The sequence below is a fragment of the Serratia sp. TSA_7 genome (genome assembly GCF_052692135.1).
In genome coordinates this window covers 1531728-1544957 of sequence record NZ_JBQZFU010000001.1, presented here as the reverse complement: position 1 = coordinate 1544957, position 13230 = coordinate 1531728, and the positions used below count along the sequence as shown (strand labels likewise).

Below are 13230 nucleotides of genomic sequence, written 5' to 3'. Positions count from 1 at the left end.
CAATAAACCTGACTGACGGGAACGGCGGTTTCTGCCCGCTATTCTGCCATATTCGACCGGCGGGTGCATGTTCTGGCGTTGGGCGCCAGAGCACACTTCACATAAACGGTGAGTAAACGATTTTGTAATGAAGCATTTTTTGCGCCATTAACGACAATTTTATGTGTTAGAAAATAATAATTCAGGCTGAGGTTAAATTAATTTAAATCTGCAGGCGCTGATTGAAAATAAAACAATTTATTGTTTTTACCTTGTTATTGTTTCGGGGTGTCATCAAAAATAGTGAGGACGACATGCCTTATTGCCAACAACGTCACAAACGAAATTTTGCTGTCTCGCACTGTCGCGATTTTCACCTTTATCCGCTATCTGCGGGGGAATGAAAATTAAAGAAAATTCGTTGGAAAAAGACGCGCTTGGGGGCCTGGTTTGATTATTTAACCTTGAGTCGCTTCATTTAACTGTGCACCGTTTTTTTAGAAAATAGAAATATTTATTCGTTACTTTTTGCGAAGAGCTGCCTATGCCCTTAATCCTGAGTGTCATTGTCCCGTTGCATAACGCGGGAGCACTGTTTGAGCCTTTCATGGCGTCGTTGTTGGCTCAGGATGAGCGGCGGCTGGAGGTGATCATCGTTAATGATGGTTCCACCGACGGCTCTGGCGCTATCGCCCACCGCTATGCGCGGCAATACCCGCATATTACCGTGATCGACCAGCCTAATTCCGGCGTTTCCTGCGCACGCAATGCGGGGCTGGCTATTGCGCAGGGAAAATATGTGGCGTTTCCTGATGCGGATGATTTATTGGCGCCTGAAATGTATTCAACGTTAGTGGCCTTGGCCGAACAAGAACAATTAGATGTCATGCAGTGTAACGGCCAACGTTATTTTTCCCGAGAAAACGAACTGCAAGAGATTATTCCGCAAAAGCGACTGGGCGACACCGGCGTTATTAGCGGGGCACAATGGCTAGAGCGGGCGCTGAAAACAAGAAAATTTATTCATGTGGTTTGGTTGGCGGTGTATCGTCTTGATTTTATTAAGCGGCATCAGTTGTATTTCGAACCGGGGTTACATCACCAGGATATTCCCTGGACCACCGAGGTGATGTTTAATGCGCAGCGGGTCAAGTACCTCAGCAAAGCGTTGTACCGGCAACGGGTGCACGATCAATCCATCAGCAATCGCCGCCGCACCGGCAAGGCGAACGTGGAATACCAGCGACACTATATGAAAATAGTGGAAATGCTGGTGGTGCTTAACCAACGCTATGCCAGCAAAATGGTTATTCGACCGGCTTTTCACTGGCAGATCGCCCGCGAGGCGTTGGGTATTTGCCACAGTATTCGGCGGGAGCCTGAGCCGGCGGCGCAGTGCCAAATCACCGCTGAGTTTTATCAGCGTGGTATTGATAGAACGATGGCGGCTAACGCACGCGGCCTCAAGCAGATCTGGCACGTTACGTTGTGGTTGCATCGTCTGAAGCAGTGGCGGGATTGCGATCATTGCTCGCAGCCCGCCGCCGAATAACAGGCGTTGGGATCCGCCGGTTTAAGGCGTATAATCCCCCTCCATTTTGCCGGAGAGAAACACATGCTTGCAGGTATGCCGTCATTGAGTCACCAAGAGCAGCAGGACGCTGCGGACCGTATCCATCTGTTGATGGAACAAGGCATGAGCAGTGGTGAAGCCATCGCGCGCGTCGCGCAGGAAATCCGCGAAAAACACCAGGGCGACCAGGTTAGCGTTCTGTTTGATGATGAAGACGAAGACTATCAGGAAAGGCCGGACGAACAGGCTGACGACGATTCGGAAGAAGACGAAAACTATTGATGTTGCAGGGGCCGGCAAGCCGGCCCCAACGTTTTATCCTTCAATCACTACCGCAGCGGCAGCCTGCTTGGCTAACGCCACCGCCTCTTCCACATTTTCCGCCGTTGCCAGCGCCACGCCCATCCTGCGTTGCCCGTTAATTTCCGGTTTGCCGAACAGGCGCAACTGATTGTGGCCGCTCAATGCGAGTTCCAAACCGCTGAAGCGCAGATCGCTGCTGGTCATTTGCGGCAGGATCACCGCCGAGGCCGAAGGCCCGAACTGGCGAATGGCGCCAATGGGCAGGCCAAGGAAGGCGCGAACGTGCAGGGCGAATTCGGACAGATCCTGCGAGATCAGCGTTACCATGCCGGTATCGTGCGGGCGCGGTGACACCTCGCTGAAGATCACCTCATCGCCGCAGACGAACAATTCAACGCCGAACAGACCAAATCCGCCCAATGCCTGCACCACGTTTTGCGCGATCTCCTGCGCGCGGTTCAGCGCCAGTTCGCTCATCCGTTGCGGTTGCCACGACTCACGGTAATCACCGTCTTCTTGACGGTGGCCTATTGGCGCGCAGAAATGGACACCGTCGATCGCGCTGATGGTCAGCAGAGTAATTTCAAAATCAAACTTCACCAGACCTTCGACAATCACTCGGCCGCCGCCGGCGCGGCCGCCCTGTTGGGCGTAATCCCAGGCGGTTTTCAGCTGTTCCGGGCTGCGGATCAGGCTCTGGCCTTTACCGGAGGAGCTCATGACCGGTTTGATAATGCACGGATAGCCAATTTCGGCGACGGCCTGCCGGAAGGCTTCTTCACCGTCGGCGAAGCGGTAACTGGAGGTTGGCAGGCCCAGGGTTTCTGCGGCCAGGCGGCGGATGCCTTCGCGGTTCATGGTCAGGCGCGTTGCTTCGGCACAGGGCACTACGCGGTGCCCTTGTTGCTCCAACTCAACCAGCATGCTGGTGGCGATGGCTTCGATCTCCGGCACGATGTAATCGGGACGTTCCTGTTCAATCAGGGCTTTCAGCGCGTTGCCGTCCAGCATGTTGATGACGTGGCTGCGGTGCGCCACGTGCATGGCCGGGGCGTCCGCATAGCGGTCTACGGCAATCACTTCCAGTCCTAAACGCTGGCATTCGATGGCAACTTCTTTACCCAGCTCGCCGGAGCCGAGCAGCATAACGCGAGTGGCGGACGGGCGCAGGGCGGTTCCAATAGTTAACATAGTCTCGTACCTGGATCTGTGGATTTAAGGCGGTCTGATAACGGGTGTGCAGTATATACGAAAACGTTTGCGCGTGCAGGCGGGGGATGGCGTTGGCGATGTTATTGCCAAATAAATGCATCCGGCGGCTTTTTTTATGCGTGAAATCCGTAATCCCTACTATCTCTGTTATCATCTGCGGTTGATTCGGCGCCAGCCCGTGGGCGCGCCGCCATTCCATTTGCCATATAAGAGTTATCGCCGTGAGCACAGTATCTTTTTCTTCCCTGCCGCTGCCAGCCGAACAGTTGGCCAACCTCAACGAACTGGGGTATGCCGAAATGACGCCGGTGCAGGCCGCCGCGTTGCCCGCCATCCTGAAAGGGCAGGACGTACGAGCCAAAGCAAAAACCGGCAGCGGCAAAACGGCTGCGTTCGGCATCGGCCTGCTGGATAAAATCAATGTTTCCCAGGTGGCGGCGCAGGCGTTGATCTTGTGCCCGACGCGCGAGCTGGCTGACCAGGTAAGCAAAGAGTTGCGTCGTCTGGCGCGCTTTACCCAGAACATCAAAATCCTGACCCTGTGCGGCGGCCAACCTATGGGGCCACAGCTCGATTCGCTGGTGCATGCGCCGCATATCGTGGTGGGCACGCCGGGGCGTATTCAGGAGCATCTGCGCAAGAAAACGCTGGTGCTGGATGAACTGAAAGTACTGGTGCTGGACGAAGCCGATCGCATGCTGGACATGGGCTTTGCCGATGACATCGACGATGTGATCAGTTACACCCCGCCGCAACGCCAGACTCTGTTGTTCTCCGCGACCTATCCGAGCGGCATCGAGCGCATCAGCGCCCGCGTGCAGCGTGATCCCTTGAATGTGGAAGTGGACGATGGCGACGATCAGACCTCCATTGAACAACGCTTCTACGAAACCACCCGCGATCAGCGTCCGGCGGTGCTGGTATCCGCCATCCGCCATTACCAACCTTCTTCCTGCGTGGTGTTCTGCAACACCAAGCGCGATTGCCAGAGCGTATATGAAGCGTTGGAAGCCCGTGGCATCAGCGTATCGGCGTTGCACGGCGATCTGGAACAGCGCGATCGCGATCAGGTGCTGGTGCGTTTTGCCAACCGCAGTTGCCGGGTGCTGGTAGCGACCGACGTTGCCGCTCGCGGGCTGGATATCAAAGAGCTGGAGCTGGTCGTCAACTATGAGCTGGCGTTCGATCCGGAAGTACACGTACACCGTATTGGCCGTACCGGCCGCGCGGGCCTGAACGGCCTGGCGATCAGCCTGTGTACGCCGCAGGAGATGGAACGTGCGCATGCGATTGAAGAGTACCAGCGCAAGGCGGTCAACTGGGCGCCGGTGTCTGAACTGAGCGGCGCTTCCAATACCACGCTGGAGGCCGAAATGGTCACCCTGTGCATCGACGGCGGGCGCAAAGCCAAAATTCGCCCTGGCGACATTCTCGGTGCCTTGACCGGCGACGCCGGGTTGACGGCCGCTGAAGTGGGCAAAATCGACATGTTCCCGGTACACGCCTATGTGGCGATCCGCAAGGCCAGTGCTCGCAAGGCGCTGCAACAGCTTCAGCAGGGCAAAATCAAAGGCAAGAACTGCAAGGTGCGGTTGTTGAAATAATCCGCGTCAGGGGTGCGCTTGCATCCCTGCGTAAAACCACCTTATACTGTATAAAAATACAGTATTCTAACCTTTGAGGAATGCACACATGGCCGTTGAAGTAAAATATGTGGTGGTGAGAAACGGTGAGGAAAAGATGACTTTCGCAACCAAGAAAGAAGCCGATGCTTACGACAAAATGCTGGACCTGGCGGACAGCCTGGGTGAATGGCTGCAGCAGGCGCCTTTGAACCTGGATGAGGAGCAGCGTGAAGGGTTGAGTTTCTTCCTGGCGGAGCATAAAGACGCGCTGGGGCAGATTTTGCGTGGCGCCGCGCCGGCGGAAGCGCCGAAAAAACCGACCAGAGTGAAAACGGAAAAATCCGTCGCTACCTCAAAAGAGGGATCTGCGTCAGAAAAGCAGGCAGCATAATGACTTATGTTGCGGCAATGTGATGAAAAAGGATCTAGAATGACCCGTGGAATAACTTTCTTCAGTCGCTTTGAGCAAGACATTTTGGCCGGGCTCAAAACCATTACTCTCCGGGATGCCAGTGAATCCCACTTTCAGCCCGGTGAGGTATTGCGCGTTAGCCGTAATGAAGACGACGTATTTTTCTGTTTTATTGAAGTGCTGTCAGTCACACCGGTTCGCCTGGATGCGCTAACCGAACAGCATGCCAAACAAGAAAATATGTCGCTCAGCGAGCTGAAGCAGGTGATCAAGGAAATCTATCCGGGGTTGGATGAGCTGTTTGTCATCAGCTTTGTAAAACGCTGATCCTTTGCCAGACCTGTTGTGAGCCAGGGGGCAAATCCCCATGGATAGTGTCAATCACAACTGGAGGGCATATGAAAAGAACGGGACTGAGTGTGGCCGTAGCGCTGTTGGCCATGGCGGGTTTGACGACGGCGGTACAGGCACAAGAGCAACGCACGGCCAAAGTGGCGCAATGCACCGGTCTGCAACCTGCAGACGTCGCCGCTCAGGTAAAACGCGATTATCTGCAGAACCGCATCACGCGCTGGGCATCGGATAAAAAGTTGCTGGGCACAGCCACCCCGATAGCCTGGATCAGCCCGGAAGCCATCACCGGCAAGGACGCGATCTGGCAGGTGCCGTTGACGGTACGGGGCACCAAGCAGGATAAAACCTATAACGTTACCCTTAACTGCAACACGGGTGAAATCAGCTACAGCGAACCGCAGTAACGCCACTGCTTTCAGGGTATCGCCTGCCTGAAAAATAATAAACCCGCCTTGTCAGCGGGTTTTTTAGTTTTAGCGGTTTGCCTTAGTCAGTGAACGGAATAACCAGTTCGCCGGGCTTTACTTCCAGCCCTTTTGCCAGCTTTTTCGCCAGCGCTTCGGTTTTGCTGTTATCCGGGTTCAACACGTAGGCCGGTTTTTGATCGAAGTAGGATTTCAGCGACTGATTCAGGTAAGGGGTCAGGGCTTTCATCACCGTCTGCATTTTCTCCGGCTGCACGCTGTAGTCGGTCAACTCCATGTCTTTCAGGAATACCGCACCTTGTTCACGGTCATAGACCGGCTGCGCTTTCAGCGTCAGTTTCAGGTCCGCAGTCTGCGGACCGAGGATTGAGCTGATATTCACCTTGGCATCGCCGGAAAGGGTGACCTTACCCGGTTCACTGCGGCCAATCTGGCTTTTTAACTGGGTCAGCACAATATTGGCATCCAACAGCCCCGGTACGCCGATTTGCTTCTGATAATCGTTGTGCTTTTGCAGGTAATCGTTCACCTCCTGCTCGCTGAGCGTGTATTGGGTGAGTTGATTACAACCGGCCAAGACGCCGGCGAACAGCAGGGCGGCTGCGCCCATCAGAATTTTCTTCATTTGTGCCTCATAGCTACTGCCAACAACATGCTGCAGATAATTGATTTGTCATTATAAACGGCCACCGCCTGTGAGGGAAATCGCTGACGCCGGCAAACGAAATGATAGTGCGCGTGAAAGACGGCATCACCTATCGGATAACGCTGAAACTGCTCAGCGCCGCAGACGCAGCGCCAGCAACAGCACGCCGCCCAGGCAGGCAAGCCCACCCAACGCAGGAAACAGCGGAATACCCCAAAGCCGCGGCGAAGCGTGCATCAGATAAGGCGCCAGCCCCAGCGCGAAGGCTGAGGTGACAATGGCGATGGCCAGCGTGACAGCAGCTCTCTCCAGCGCCTTGCCCAATTGATCGATGTTCTTGACGTTGATGTCGGCACCGATTTGCCCGCGCTTCAAACGGCGCATCAGCAGCCGCAGGGTTTGCGGGATCTCTTCACCGGCATCCAGCGCTTCTGCACCCAACGCCAGCATGCGTCGCTGTACCGCATCGGGGGAATAACGCTGCAACATCACCTGCTGCAGCAGGGGTTTCAACGTGGCGATAATATCAAAGTTGGGATCGAGCCGGTGCAGCACGCCGTCAGCGGTAATCAGCGCCTTGAACAGCAGCACCAGGTCCGGCGGCATCGCTAACTGATGCTCACGTGCCATCACCAGCAGATCGGTCAACGCCTTGCCTAACGTCAGGGTGGAAGACGCCTGCTTATCGAGGAAGTTCTGCGCCGCCAACTCCAGATCCAACAGATCAAGCGGATCGCTGTCCGACCAGGCAATCAGGGTATTGACGATGCCGCCGGATTCGCGTTCAGCGATGGCTTGTAACAGAAGTAACAGTTGGTTGCGACGTCGTTCGGAAAGCTGCCCCACCATACCGAAGTCGATAAAACCGACGCGGTTACCCGCTAGCGCCATGACGTTGCCGGGATGAGGATCGGCGTGGTAAAGGCGATGCTCCAGCACCATTTTCATAAAGGCTTGTGCGCCGCGCTGGGCCAGCAACGGGCCGTCAAAGCCGGCAGTTGCCAACTGTTGCGGGTTTTCCGGCGCGGTGCCAGGCAAGAATTCCTGGACCAACAGCCGTTTTGACGACCATTGCCAGTAAATTTTCGGAATTACTACCTCAGGATGCTGGATAAAGCATTCGGCGATACGTTCGCAGTTATTGCCTTCATGGGTCAGGTCCAGCTCGTGATTGAGCGCGGTCGCCAACGCACGCACCATCTGGCGCGGGCGGTAACGGGCCAGCGCGGGGCTTTGTTGCTCTACGGTCTCCGCCAGATAAGTCAGCAGGCGCAGATCGGCGTGAATGGTTTTCGCAAGGCTTGGTCGCAGCACCTTGATCACCACCGCTTCACCGCTATGCAGGCGTGCCCGGTAAATTTGCGCCATTGAGGCGGCGGCCAGCGGCGTGCTGTCGAACTCGGCAAACAGGCTGTGCGGATCGCTGCCCAGATCGGCCGTGATTTGCGCTGCCAGCTCGCTCCATGGCAGGGTAGACGCCTGACTGTGCAAGCGATCGAGCTCGTCGGTCCAACTTGAGTCAAGCAGGTCCGAACGGGTAGCCAGAATTTGACCGAATTTGACAAAGGTCGGGCCCAGCGCCTCCAGCGCGGTGCGCAAACGCTCCGGCAGGGTTTGATTGTCTTGTTGAACATTGCCGCTTTCGGCCCCGCTCAGCAGGGAGCCCAGGCCCAACAGACGAATGATATCCTGCAATCCGTAGCGGATTAACACCGAGGAAATTTCTTTCAGTCGCACCCGATCACGGGCGGTGACCAACACCATTTTTAACATAGGCGCGCTATATCCTTATTGCGAGAGGTTTCACTGTTCCATATCGAGCAGGAGTGGAACATCGCTGAGTTGCGCCATACGGTTGCGGTAGGCCTCCACGTTTTCCGGCAGCGTAACCCCGGCGACGATCGACAGAGAACGCAGCAGCGGAAACAGCTGAATGTCATCTTCCGACAGCGAGCCATTCACCGCATCGGAGGTGTCGATCAGGCTGGAAAGCGCCTGGAGATCGGTTTCCAGCTCAGCAATGAGATCGGCGCTGTTGGCCAGGTGCTCGGAAAAATCACCTATTGAAGCCTGTTTCTTGTGGGTAAAGTATTGGCGCGCGCTGTCAGTGGCGAACTCTTCGAAATCGGCGTTGGCGATGCGCGGCAACAGTAATTTTGCGGAGTAACCGCCGACCCGTTGCAACCAGTCGGCGATCGCCGGGTTGCTCTTGCCGGTCAGCAGCGGCCGGCCGTCGAGATTATCGACGTAGCGCACGATGTCCATGCTTTCCGGCAGGTAGCTGCCATCGTCTTTTTGCAGAATGGGCGCCATTTTCTTGCCAATCATGCTGATGGGCGTAGCTTCATCATCGCTTAGCAAGGTGACAAGGCGGACGGGCAGGTTCTTCAGGCCGAAAATCATGCGGGCTTTAACGCAGAATGGGCAATGATCGTAGATAAACAGTTTCATGCTTGCTCCGGTTTTAGGTTTGAACAGCAATAGTTATCACAGCATACTGAGGCTGTCGCGAAGAGTTGTGTTGGAAGGTGCGTTATTGTGGCGTGGCCCGCGCATTACACGCGGGCCGGGGCAGAGATTATTTTTTTGCGGGCACGGAATTGATGACGTCTATCAGGTGCGTACGTGCCTCTTCCAAATCGATTTTATCGCGGTCGTTGGCGGCGTTGACTATTTGCAACTGTTTGATGATGTCACTCTTCAGCGTCGCATTTTCAGCAATGATGTGGGCCAGCGCTTTTTCTACCAACGTTGAGCGCGCGTAGATCATGCGCAGGTTCAGTACCATGTGTTCCAACAGTTGCGGTAATTTATCTTCGTCACTCATCGCCAACTTCTCCCGTTTATGTTTTTACTATCAGGATAGCAGCTCTGGGAAATTCGGCTGATTTTCTGGCAACTTAGAGAAGAAACTCAGCCACCGCGCAGGATCGCCGGTGCGGCAGTGCGCGGATTGAACTGCCAGTACAGCGCTAACAGTGTCGTAAAACCCACGATACCTAGCAGGATCCACGGCAGTTCGGGCATGTTCAGCGTCCGGCCGGTGTCGTACATCCAACCGCCGCCGGTGTAACCGATCGCACCGCCCAAAGCCAGCCCCAGGCGGCTGAATCCCATGTAACTGCCGCGTGCGCGCGGATCCGCCAGCGAGGCGCTGAGGGTTTCCCGCGCAGGTTCGGCGATGATGGAGCCTAGGTAGAAACAGCAGATCAGAGAGAAAACGCCTTGCAAGCTGGTCGCCAGGCCGACGGGCAACAGGCTGAGGGTCATCAGCAGCAGGCCCGCCATCAGCCGTTGTTCCAGGCGAAAACGTTTTTCGCTCCAGCGCGCCAGCGGGTAGAGCAGTGACAGCGACAGCGCGGCTTCAATGGCATACATCCATTTTACCGCTGCCGGCGAGCCGGCGATTTCATTGACCACGATAGGCAGCATCAGCATTACCTGAACCGACAGCATGTAGTAGCCGGTCAGCGTCAGCACATAAGTCAGGAAACGCCGGTCGCGCAGCACGCGCATCATGCCTTCTTTCATCGGGGCGCGAACGGTGGAAATACGGTAAGCCGGCAACAACCAGGCGTTCCAGCCTGCCGCCAGCACGAAAATGGCTGCGCCAACCCAGCAGACAAAGTGGAAGTCATATTGCAGCAGCCAACTGCCGATCAGGGCGCCAATCACCGCACCGGCGCTGTCTTGCATCATCAGCAGAGAATAAAAACGGCCGCGCTCGTGCGGGCGGGTGAGCTTAATCACCAGTGCGGTGCGCGGTGGATCAAACAGGGTGCCGCCGAGTGCGGAAAGAGCGCAAGAGAACCACAACAGCCAGGGTTCATCGGCCATCGCCATGGTGGCGAAGCCTGCCGCACGCATCAGCATGCCGGTGACGATCATCGGTTTGGCGCCGAACCGGTCGGCGATTGCGCCGCCGAAGATCCCCAATCCCTGCTGAATCAACTGCCGTAAGCCCAGAGCGACGCCCACCACTACCGCAGCCCAACCGAGTTGATCGACAAAGCGGATCGAAATAAGCGGGAAGACCACAAAGAAACCCAAAACCACTAACAGATTATCGAGTAACAGGAAATATTTACCCAAGCTCCGAGCTTGCGATACCAGAGACATGCTTCACCACGAGCAATTAAGAGGGAGAGGAGTGCAACCCGTCTAGTTTGTACCCAATCTCCGTTTACCGATAGGGGCCAGGTAGATAATATTTTTTTATCGTCAATACGTTACCTGCGCGACAAAACCGCACGAAAATAGCCGTAAAATGACTAATCGCTTATTTACTGAGCTGTCGGGATTTTACCTCCGGGGCAGGCTACGGTTATATTAAATGAGGGTAAGTGCGGTTCTGCGCCGGTCGTTGAAAAATAATGGCTCAGGATATGATCGTTACGGGATTATTATCCGGACGCGCCCCAATAAATACTTCTTATCGAACCGTTCTGACCGCGGGGGAAATGATGTTTGGCTACCGCTCTGCATCACCAAAAGTACGTCTCATCACCGACCGACAGGTCGTGCGTTTAGTCCATGAACGCGATGCCTATCGTCTGGCGGAATACTATGCCGAGAACCGGGCTTTCCTGAAACCCTGGGAGCCGGTGCGGGATGAAAGCCATTGTTACCCTTCCGGCTGGCAGGCGCGGCTTGGGATGATCACTGAAATGCAAAAGCAGGGCAGCGCGTACTATTTTATCCTGCTCGATCCGGAAGAAAATGAAGTGCGGGGCGTGGCTAACTTCAGCAACGTGCTGCGCGGTTCGTTTTATGCCTGTTTCCTTGGCTATTCGTTGGCTGAAAAATGGCAGGGGCAGGGCCTGATGTATGAAGCGCTGCAGTCGGCGCTCCGCTACATGCTGCGTCAGCAGCGCATGCACCGTATTATGGCCAACTATATGCCGCACAATCAACGCAGCGGCGCGTTGCTCGCTCGTCTGGGATTTGAACGTGAAGGTTATGCCAAGGATTATCTGCTGATCGACGGGCAGTGGCAGGATCACGTCCTGACGGCATTCACCAATAAAGAATGGCTACCGCCACGCTGAGGCCAAATAATAATGAAATACGAATTAAGCGCTAAAGAAGCCAGAGTGATTGGCTGCCTGCTGGAAAAACAGGTCACCACTCCGGATCAGTATCCTCTCTCCCTGAACGGCATCGCCTTGGCGTGCAACCAGAAAACCAACCGCGAACCAGTGATGGATCTGACGGAAAGCGAAGTGCAGCAGGTTCTCGACCTGCTGCTGAAAAAACATTTTCTGCGTACGCTGAGCGGTTTCGGTAACCGGGTGGTCAAGTATGAACACCGCTTTTGCAATTCTGAGTTCGGCCAACTGAAGCTGTCTGCCGCCGAGCTGGCGGTGATAGCCACGCTATTGCTGCGCGGGGCGCAAACCCCCGGTGAACTGCGTACCCGTACCAATCGCATGCATGAATTCAGCGATGTCTCTGAAGTGGAGCAGGTACTGCAGCAATTAAGCGCCCGGGAGGATGGCCCGTTTGTCGTGCGTTTGGCGCGGGAGCCGGGCAAGCGAGAAAGCCGTTTTATGCATCTGTTCAGCGGCCAGATTGATGAGACGACGGCGCAGGTTGCGCAGATTGACGATGCGGATTTGAGTGAACGCGTCAGCGTGCTGGAAGGCGAAGTCGCAGAATTGAAACGGCAGTTGCAGACGTTACTGGCCGGGGGGCAACATGACTAAGTTACGCGTTGGTGTTGTTGGGCTGGGCGGCATCGCGCAAAAAGCCTACTTGCCTATCCTTTCACTGGCAGCGGATTGGACGCTGGTCGGGGGTTTTTCCCCTAATCAGCAAAAAGCGCAGCCGATATGCGACAGTTATCGCATGGCCTGCTTTTCCAGCCTGGATAGCCTGGCGCAGCAGTGTGACGCGGTATTTGTTCACAGCAGCACAGCCAGCCATTTTCAGGTGATAAGCGAACTGCTGCGCCATGGCGTGCATGTTTATGTCGATAAACCGCTGGCGGAGACCGTGGAGCAGGGCGAACGGCTGATCGCGCTGGCTGAGAAGCAGGGCAAAACGTTGATGGTGGGTTTTAACCGCCGTTTCTCCCCCTTGTATCTTCAGTTGAAACAGGAAATGCAACGGCCGGCGTCGATTCGCATGGATAAGCACCGGGCCGACAGCGTAGGGCCAAACGGCCTGCGCTTTACCCTGTTGGATGATTATTTGCACGTGGTCGATACCGCGCTGTGGCTGGGGGGAAGTGCGGGGCACCTACTCAGCGGCCATCTGCGCGCCACAGACGCCGGTGAACTGCTGTACGCCGAACACCATTTTGCCTGCGGCGAAACGCTGGTGACGACCAGTATGCATCGTCGGGCCGGCAGCCAGCGTGAAAGCGTACAGGCGGTGGCCGAGGGGGCGGTGTATCAGGTGAACGATATGCGGCAATGGTTGCGGGAAGATCCGCAGGGCGTACTGGAGCATCCGGCACCGGGTTGGCAGACCACGCTGGCGCAGCGAGGTTTCGATGGCGCTATCCGGCACTTTATCGCGTCTGTCAGGAACCAGACCGTGCCGGAAACGGCCGGGGAACAGGCTATCGCCGCGCAACGGGTGATCGAACGGCTGCTGCAGGATGCCGGTTTGTAAGGAGATGCCCCCGCGTGAGGCGCACGCGCTATTGCGGGATGTGCCTATAACTCTATGTAACATATGGCGGTAGCTATTCTGCT

Annotated in this window: 15 protein-coding genes; 9 read left to right on the top strand and 6 right to left on the bottom strand. The window is 55.7% G+C overall.

Annotated elements, in window-relative coordinates; genetic code table 11:
* The first annotated feature begins 523 nt into the window (after positions 1–523).
* Together ACUTQW_RS07360 and ACUTQW_RS07355 are read left to right on the top strand one after the other, a co-directional pair.
* Positions 524–1531, top strand: a complete 1008-nt coding sequence (locus tag ACUTQW_RS07360) for a glycosyltransferase (protein WP_004945615.1) — start codon at positions 524–526, stop codon at positions 1529–1531.
* 63 nt (positions 1532–1594) lie between these two features.
* Positions 1595–1834, top strand: coding sequence for a YoaH family protein (locus tag ACUTQW_RS07355; RefSeq protein WP_445654829.1), 240 nt, complete (start codon positions 1595–1597; stop codon positions 1832–1834).
* Positions 1835–1867: 33 nt separating this feature from the next.
* On the opposite strand, the gene purT is transcribed toward ACUTQW_RS07355, so the two are convergent.
* Positions 1868–3046 (bottom strand): formate-dependent phosphoribosylglycinamide formyltransferase, encoded by a 1179-nt coding sequence (gene purT, locus ACUTQW_RS07350; protein ID WP_020439194.1) that lies wholly within the window; start codon positions 3044–3046, stop codon positions 1868–1870.
* A gap of 242 nt (positions 3047–3288) precedes the next feature.
* Here purT and dbpA point away from each other — a divergent pair, with 242 nt between their 5' ends.
* The 4 genes from dbpA to yebF all read left to right on the top strand — a co-directional run bounded on the left by dbpA (position 3289) and on the right by yebF (position 5862).
* Positions 3289–4671, top strand: a complete 1383-nt coding sequence (gene dbpA / locus ACUTQW_RS07345) for an ATP-dependent RNA helicase DbpA (protein WP_004945607.1) — start codon at positions 3289–3291, stop codon at positions 4669–4671.
* A gap of 88 nt (positions 4672–4759) precedes the next feature.
* On the top strand, positions 4760–5083 hold the full coding sequence (locus ACUTQW_RS07340) for a YebG family protein (RefSeq protein WP_006325916.1): 324 nt from the start codon (positions 4760–4762) through the stop codon (positions 5081–5083).
* Between the two features lie 39 nt (positions 5084–5122).
* Positions 5123–5431 (top strand): N(4)-acetylcytidine aminohydrolase, encoded by a 309-nt coding sequence (gene yqfB / locus ACUTQW_RS07335; protein WP_004945601.1) that lies wholly within the window; start codon positions 5123–5125, stop codon positions 5429–5431.
* A gap of 71 nt (positions 5432–5502) precedes the next feature.
* Positions 5503–5862 carry a protein YebF gene (gene yebF, locus ACUTQW_RS07330; protein WP_020439192.1) on the top strand — a complete coding sequence of 120 codons (360 nt, stop codon included), beginning with the start codon at positions 5503–5505 and terminating at the stop codon, positions 5860–5862.
* An 82-nt stretch (positions 5863–5944) separates the two neighbouring features.
* Here the strand turns inward: yebF and ACUTQW_RS07325 are convergent, their stop codons facing one another.
* The 5 genes from ACUTQW_RS07325 to mdtH form a co-directional block, all read right to left on the bottom strand.
* Positions 5945–6508: a lipoprotein gene (locus ACUTQW_RS07325; RefSeq protein ID WP_004945593.1), complete on the bottom strand. Its 564-nt coding sequence runs from the start codon at positions 6506–6508 to the stop codon at positions 5945–5947.
* A gap of 153 nt (positions 6509–6661) precedes the next feature.
* Complete coding sequence (locus tag ACUTQW_RS07320; RefSeq protein ID WP_020439191.1) at positions 6662–8302, bottom strand: ABC1 kinase family protein; 1641 nt, start codon at positions 8300–8302, stop codon at positions 6662–6664.
* A gap of 30 nt (positions 8303–8332) precedes the next feature.
* Entirely contained in the window at positions 8333–8980 is a 648-nt protein-coding gene (gene grxB / locus ACUTQW_RS07315) for a glutaredoxin 2 (RefSeq protein WP_020439190.1), read from the bottom strand.
* A 127-nt stretch (positions 8981–9107) separates the two neighbouring features.
* The gene (locus tag ACUTQW_RS07310; RefSeq protein WP_004945585.1) at positions 9108–9356 is read right to left on the bottom strand and encodes a hypothetical protein; all 249 of its coding nucleotides are present in this window, start codon (positions 9354–9356) and stop codon (positions 9108–9110) included.
* 86 nt (positions 9357–9442) lie between these two features.
* Positions 9443–10648 (bottom strand): multidrug efflux MFS transporter MdtH, encoded by a 1206-nt coding sequence (mdtH, locus tag ACUTQW_RS07305; protein ID WP_020439189.1) that lies wholly within the window; start codon positions 10646–10648, stop codon positions 9443–9445.
* Positions 10649–10992: 344 nt separating this feature from the next.
* On the opposite strand from mdtH, the gene rimJ reads away from it, so the two are divergent.
* From rimJ to ACUTQW_RS07290, 3 genes are read left to right on the top strand one after another with little or no spacing between them, the layout of a single operon-like run.
* On the top strand, positions 10993–11577 hold the full coding sequence (rimJ, locus tag ACUTQW_RS07300; RefSeq protein ID WP_006325909.1) for a ribosomal protein S5-alanine N-acetyltransferase: 585 nt from the start codon (positions 10993–10995) through the stop codon (positions 11575–11577).
* Positions 11578–11589: 12 nt separating this feature from the next.
* The gene (locus tag ACUTQW_RS07295; protein WP_006325908.1) at positions 11590–12234 is read left to right on the top strand and encodes a YceH family protein; all 645 of its coding nucleotides are present in this window, start codon (positions 11590–11592) and stop codon (positions 12232–12234) included.
* Positions 12227–13147 carry a Gfo/Idh/MocA family protein gene (locus ACUTQW_RS07290; protein WP_235195865.1) on the top strand — a complete coding sequence of 307 codons (921 nt, stop codon included), beginning with the start codon at positions 12227–12229 and terminating at the stop codon, positions 13145–13147. The genes ACUTQW_RS07295 and ACUTQW_RS07290 overlap by 8 nt, the downstream gene beginning before the upstream one ends.
* Positions 13148–13230: the final 83 nt, after the last annotated feature.

Coding starts and splice junctions, on each gene's coding strand:
- rimJ (WP_006325909.1), top strand. CDS start 10,993: ATGTTTGGCTACCGCTCTGCATCACCAAAAGTACGTCTCATCACCGAC.
- purT (WP_020439194.1), bottom strand. CDS start 3,046: ATGTTAACTATTGGAACCGCCCTGCGCCCGTCCGCCACTCGCGTTATG.
- ACUTQW_RS07295 (WP_006325908.1), top strand. CDS start 11,590: ATGAAATACGAATTAAGCGCTAAAGAAGCCAGAGTGATTGGCTGCCTG.
- ACUTQW_RS07325 (WP_004945593.1), bottom strand. CDS start 6,508: ATGAAGAAAATTCTGATGGGCGCAGCCGCCCTGCTGTTCGCCGGCGTC.
- yebF (WP_020439192.1), top strand. CDS start 5,503: ATGAAAAGAACGGGACTGAGTGTGGCCGTAGCGCTGTTGGCCATGGCG.
- ACUTQW_RS07355 (WP_445654829.1), top strand. CDS start 1,595: ATGCTTGCAGGTATGCCGTCATTGAGTCACCAAGAGCAGCAGGACGCT.
- yqfB (WP_004945601.1), top strand. CDS start 5,123: ATGACCCGTGGAATAACTTTCTTCAGTCGCTTTGAGCAAGACATTTTG.
- grxB (WP_020439190.1), bottom strand. CDS start 8,980: ATGAAACTGTTTATCTACGATCATTGCCCATTCTGCGTTAAAGCCCGC.
- ACUTQW_RS07360 (WP_004945615.1), top strand. CDS start 524: ATGCCCTTAATCCTGAGTGTCATTGTCCCGTTGCATAACGCGGGAGCA.
- ACUTQW_RS07290 (WP_235195865.1), top strand. CDS start 12,227: ATGACTAAGTTACGCGTTGGTGTTGTTGGGCTGGGCGGCATCGCGCAA.
- ACUTQW_RS07320 (WP_020439191.1), bottom strand. CDS start 8,302: ATGTTAAAAATGGTGTTGGTCACCGCCCGTGATCGGGTGCGACTGAAA.
- mdtH (WP_020439189.1), bottom strand. CDS start 10,648: ATGTCTCTGGTATCGCAAGCTCGGAGCTTGGGTAAATATTTCCTGTTA.
- ACUTQW_RS07340 (WP_006325916.1), top strand. CDS start 4,760: ATGGCCGTTGAAGTAAAATATGTGGTGGTGAGAAACGGTGAGGAAAAG.
- ACUTQW_RS07310 (WP_004945585.1), bottom strand. CDS start 9,356: ATGAGTGACGAAGATAAATTACCGCAACTGTTGGAACACATGGTACTG.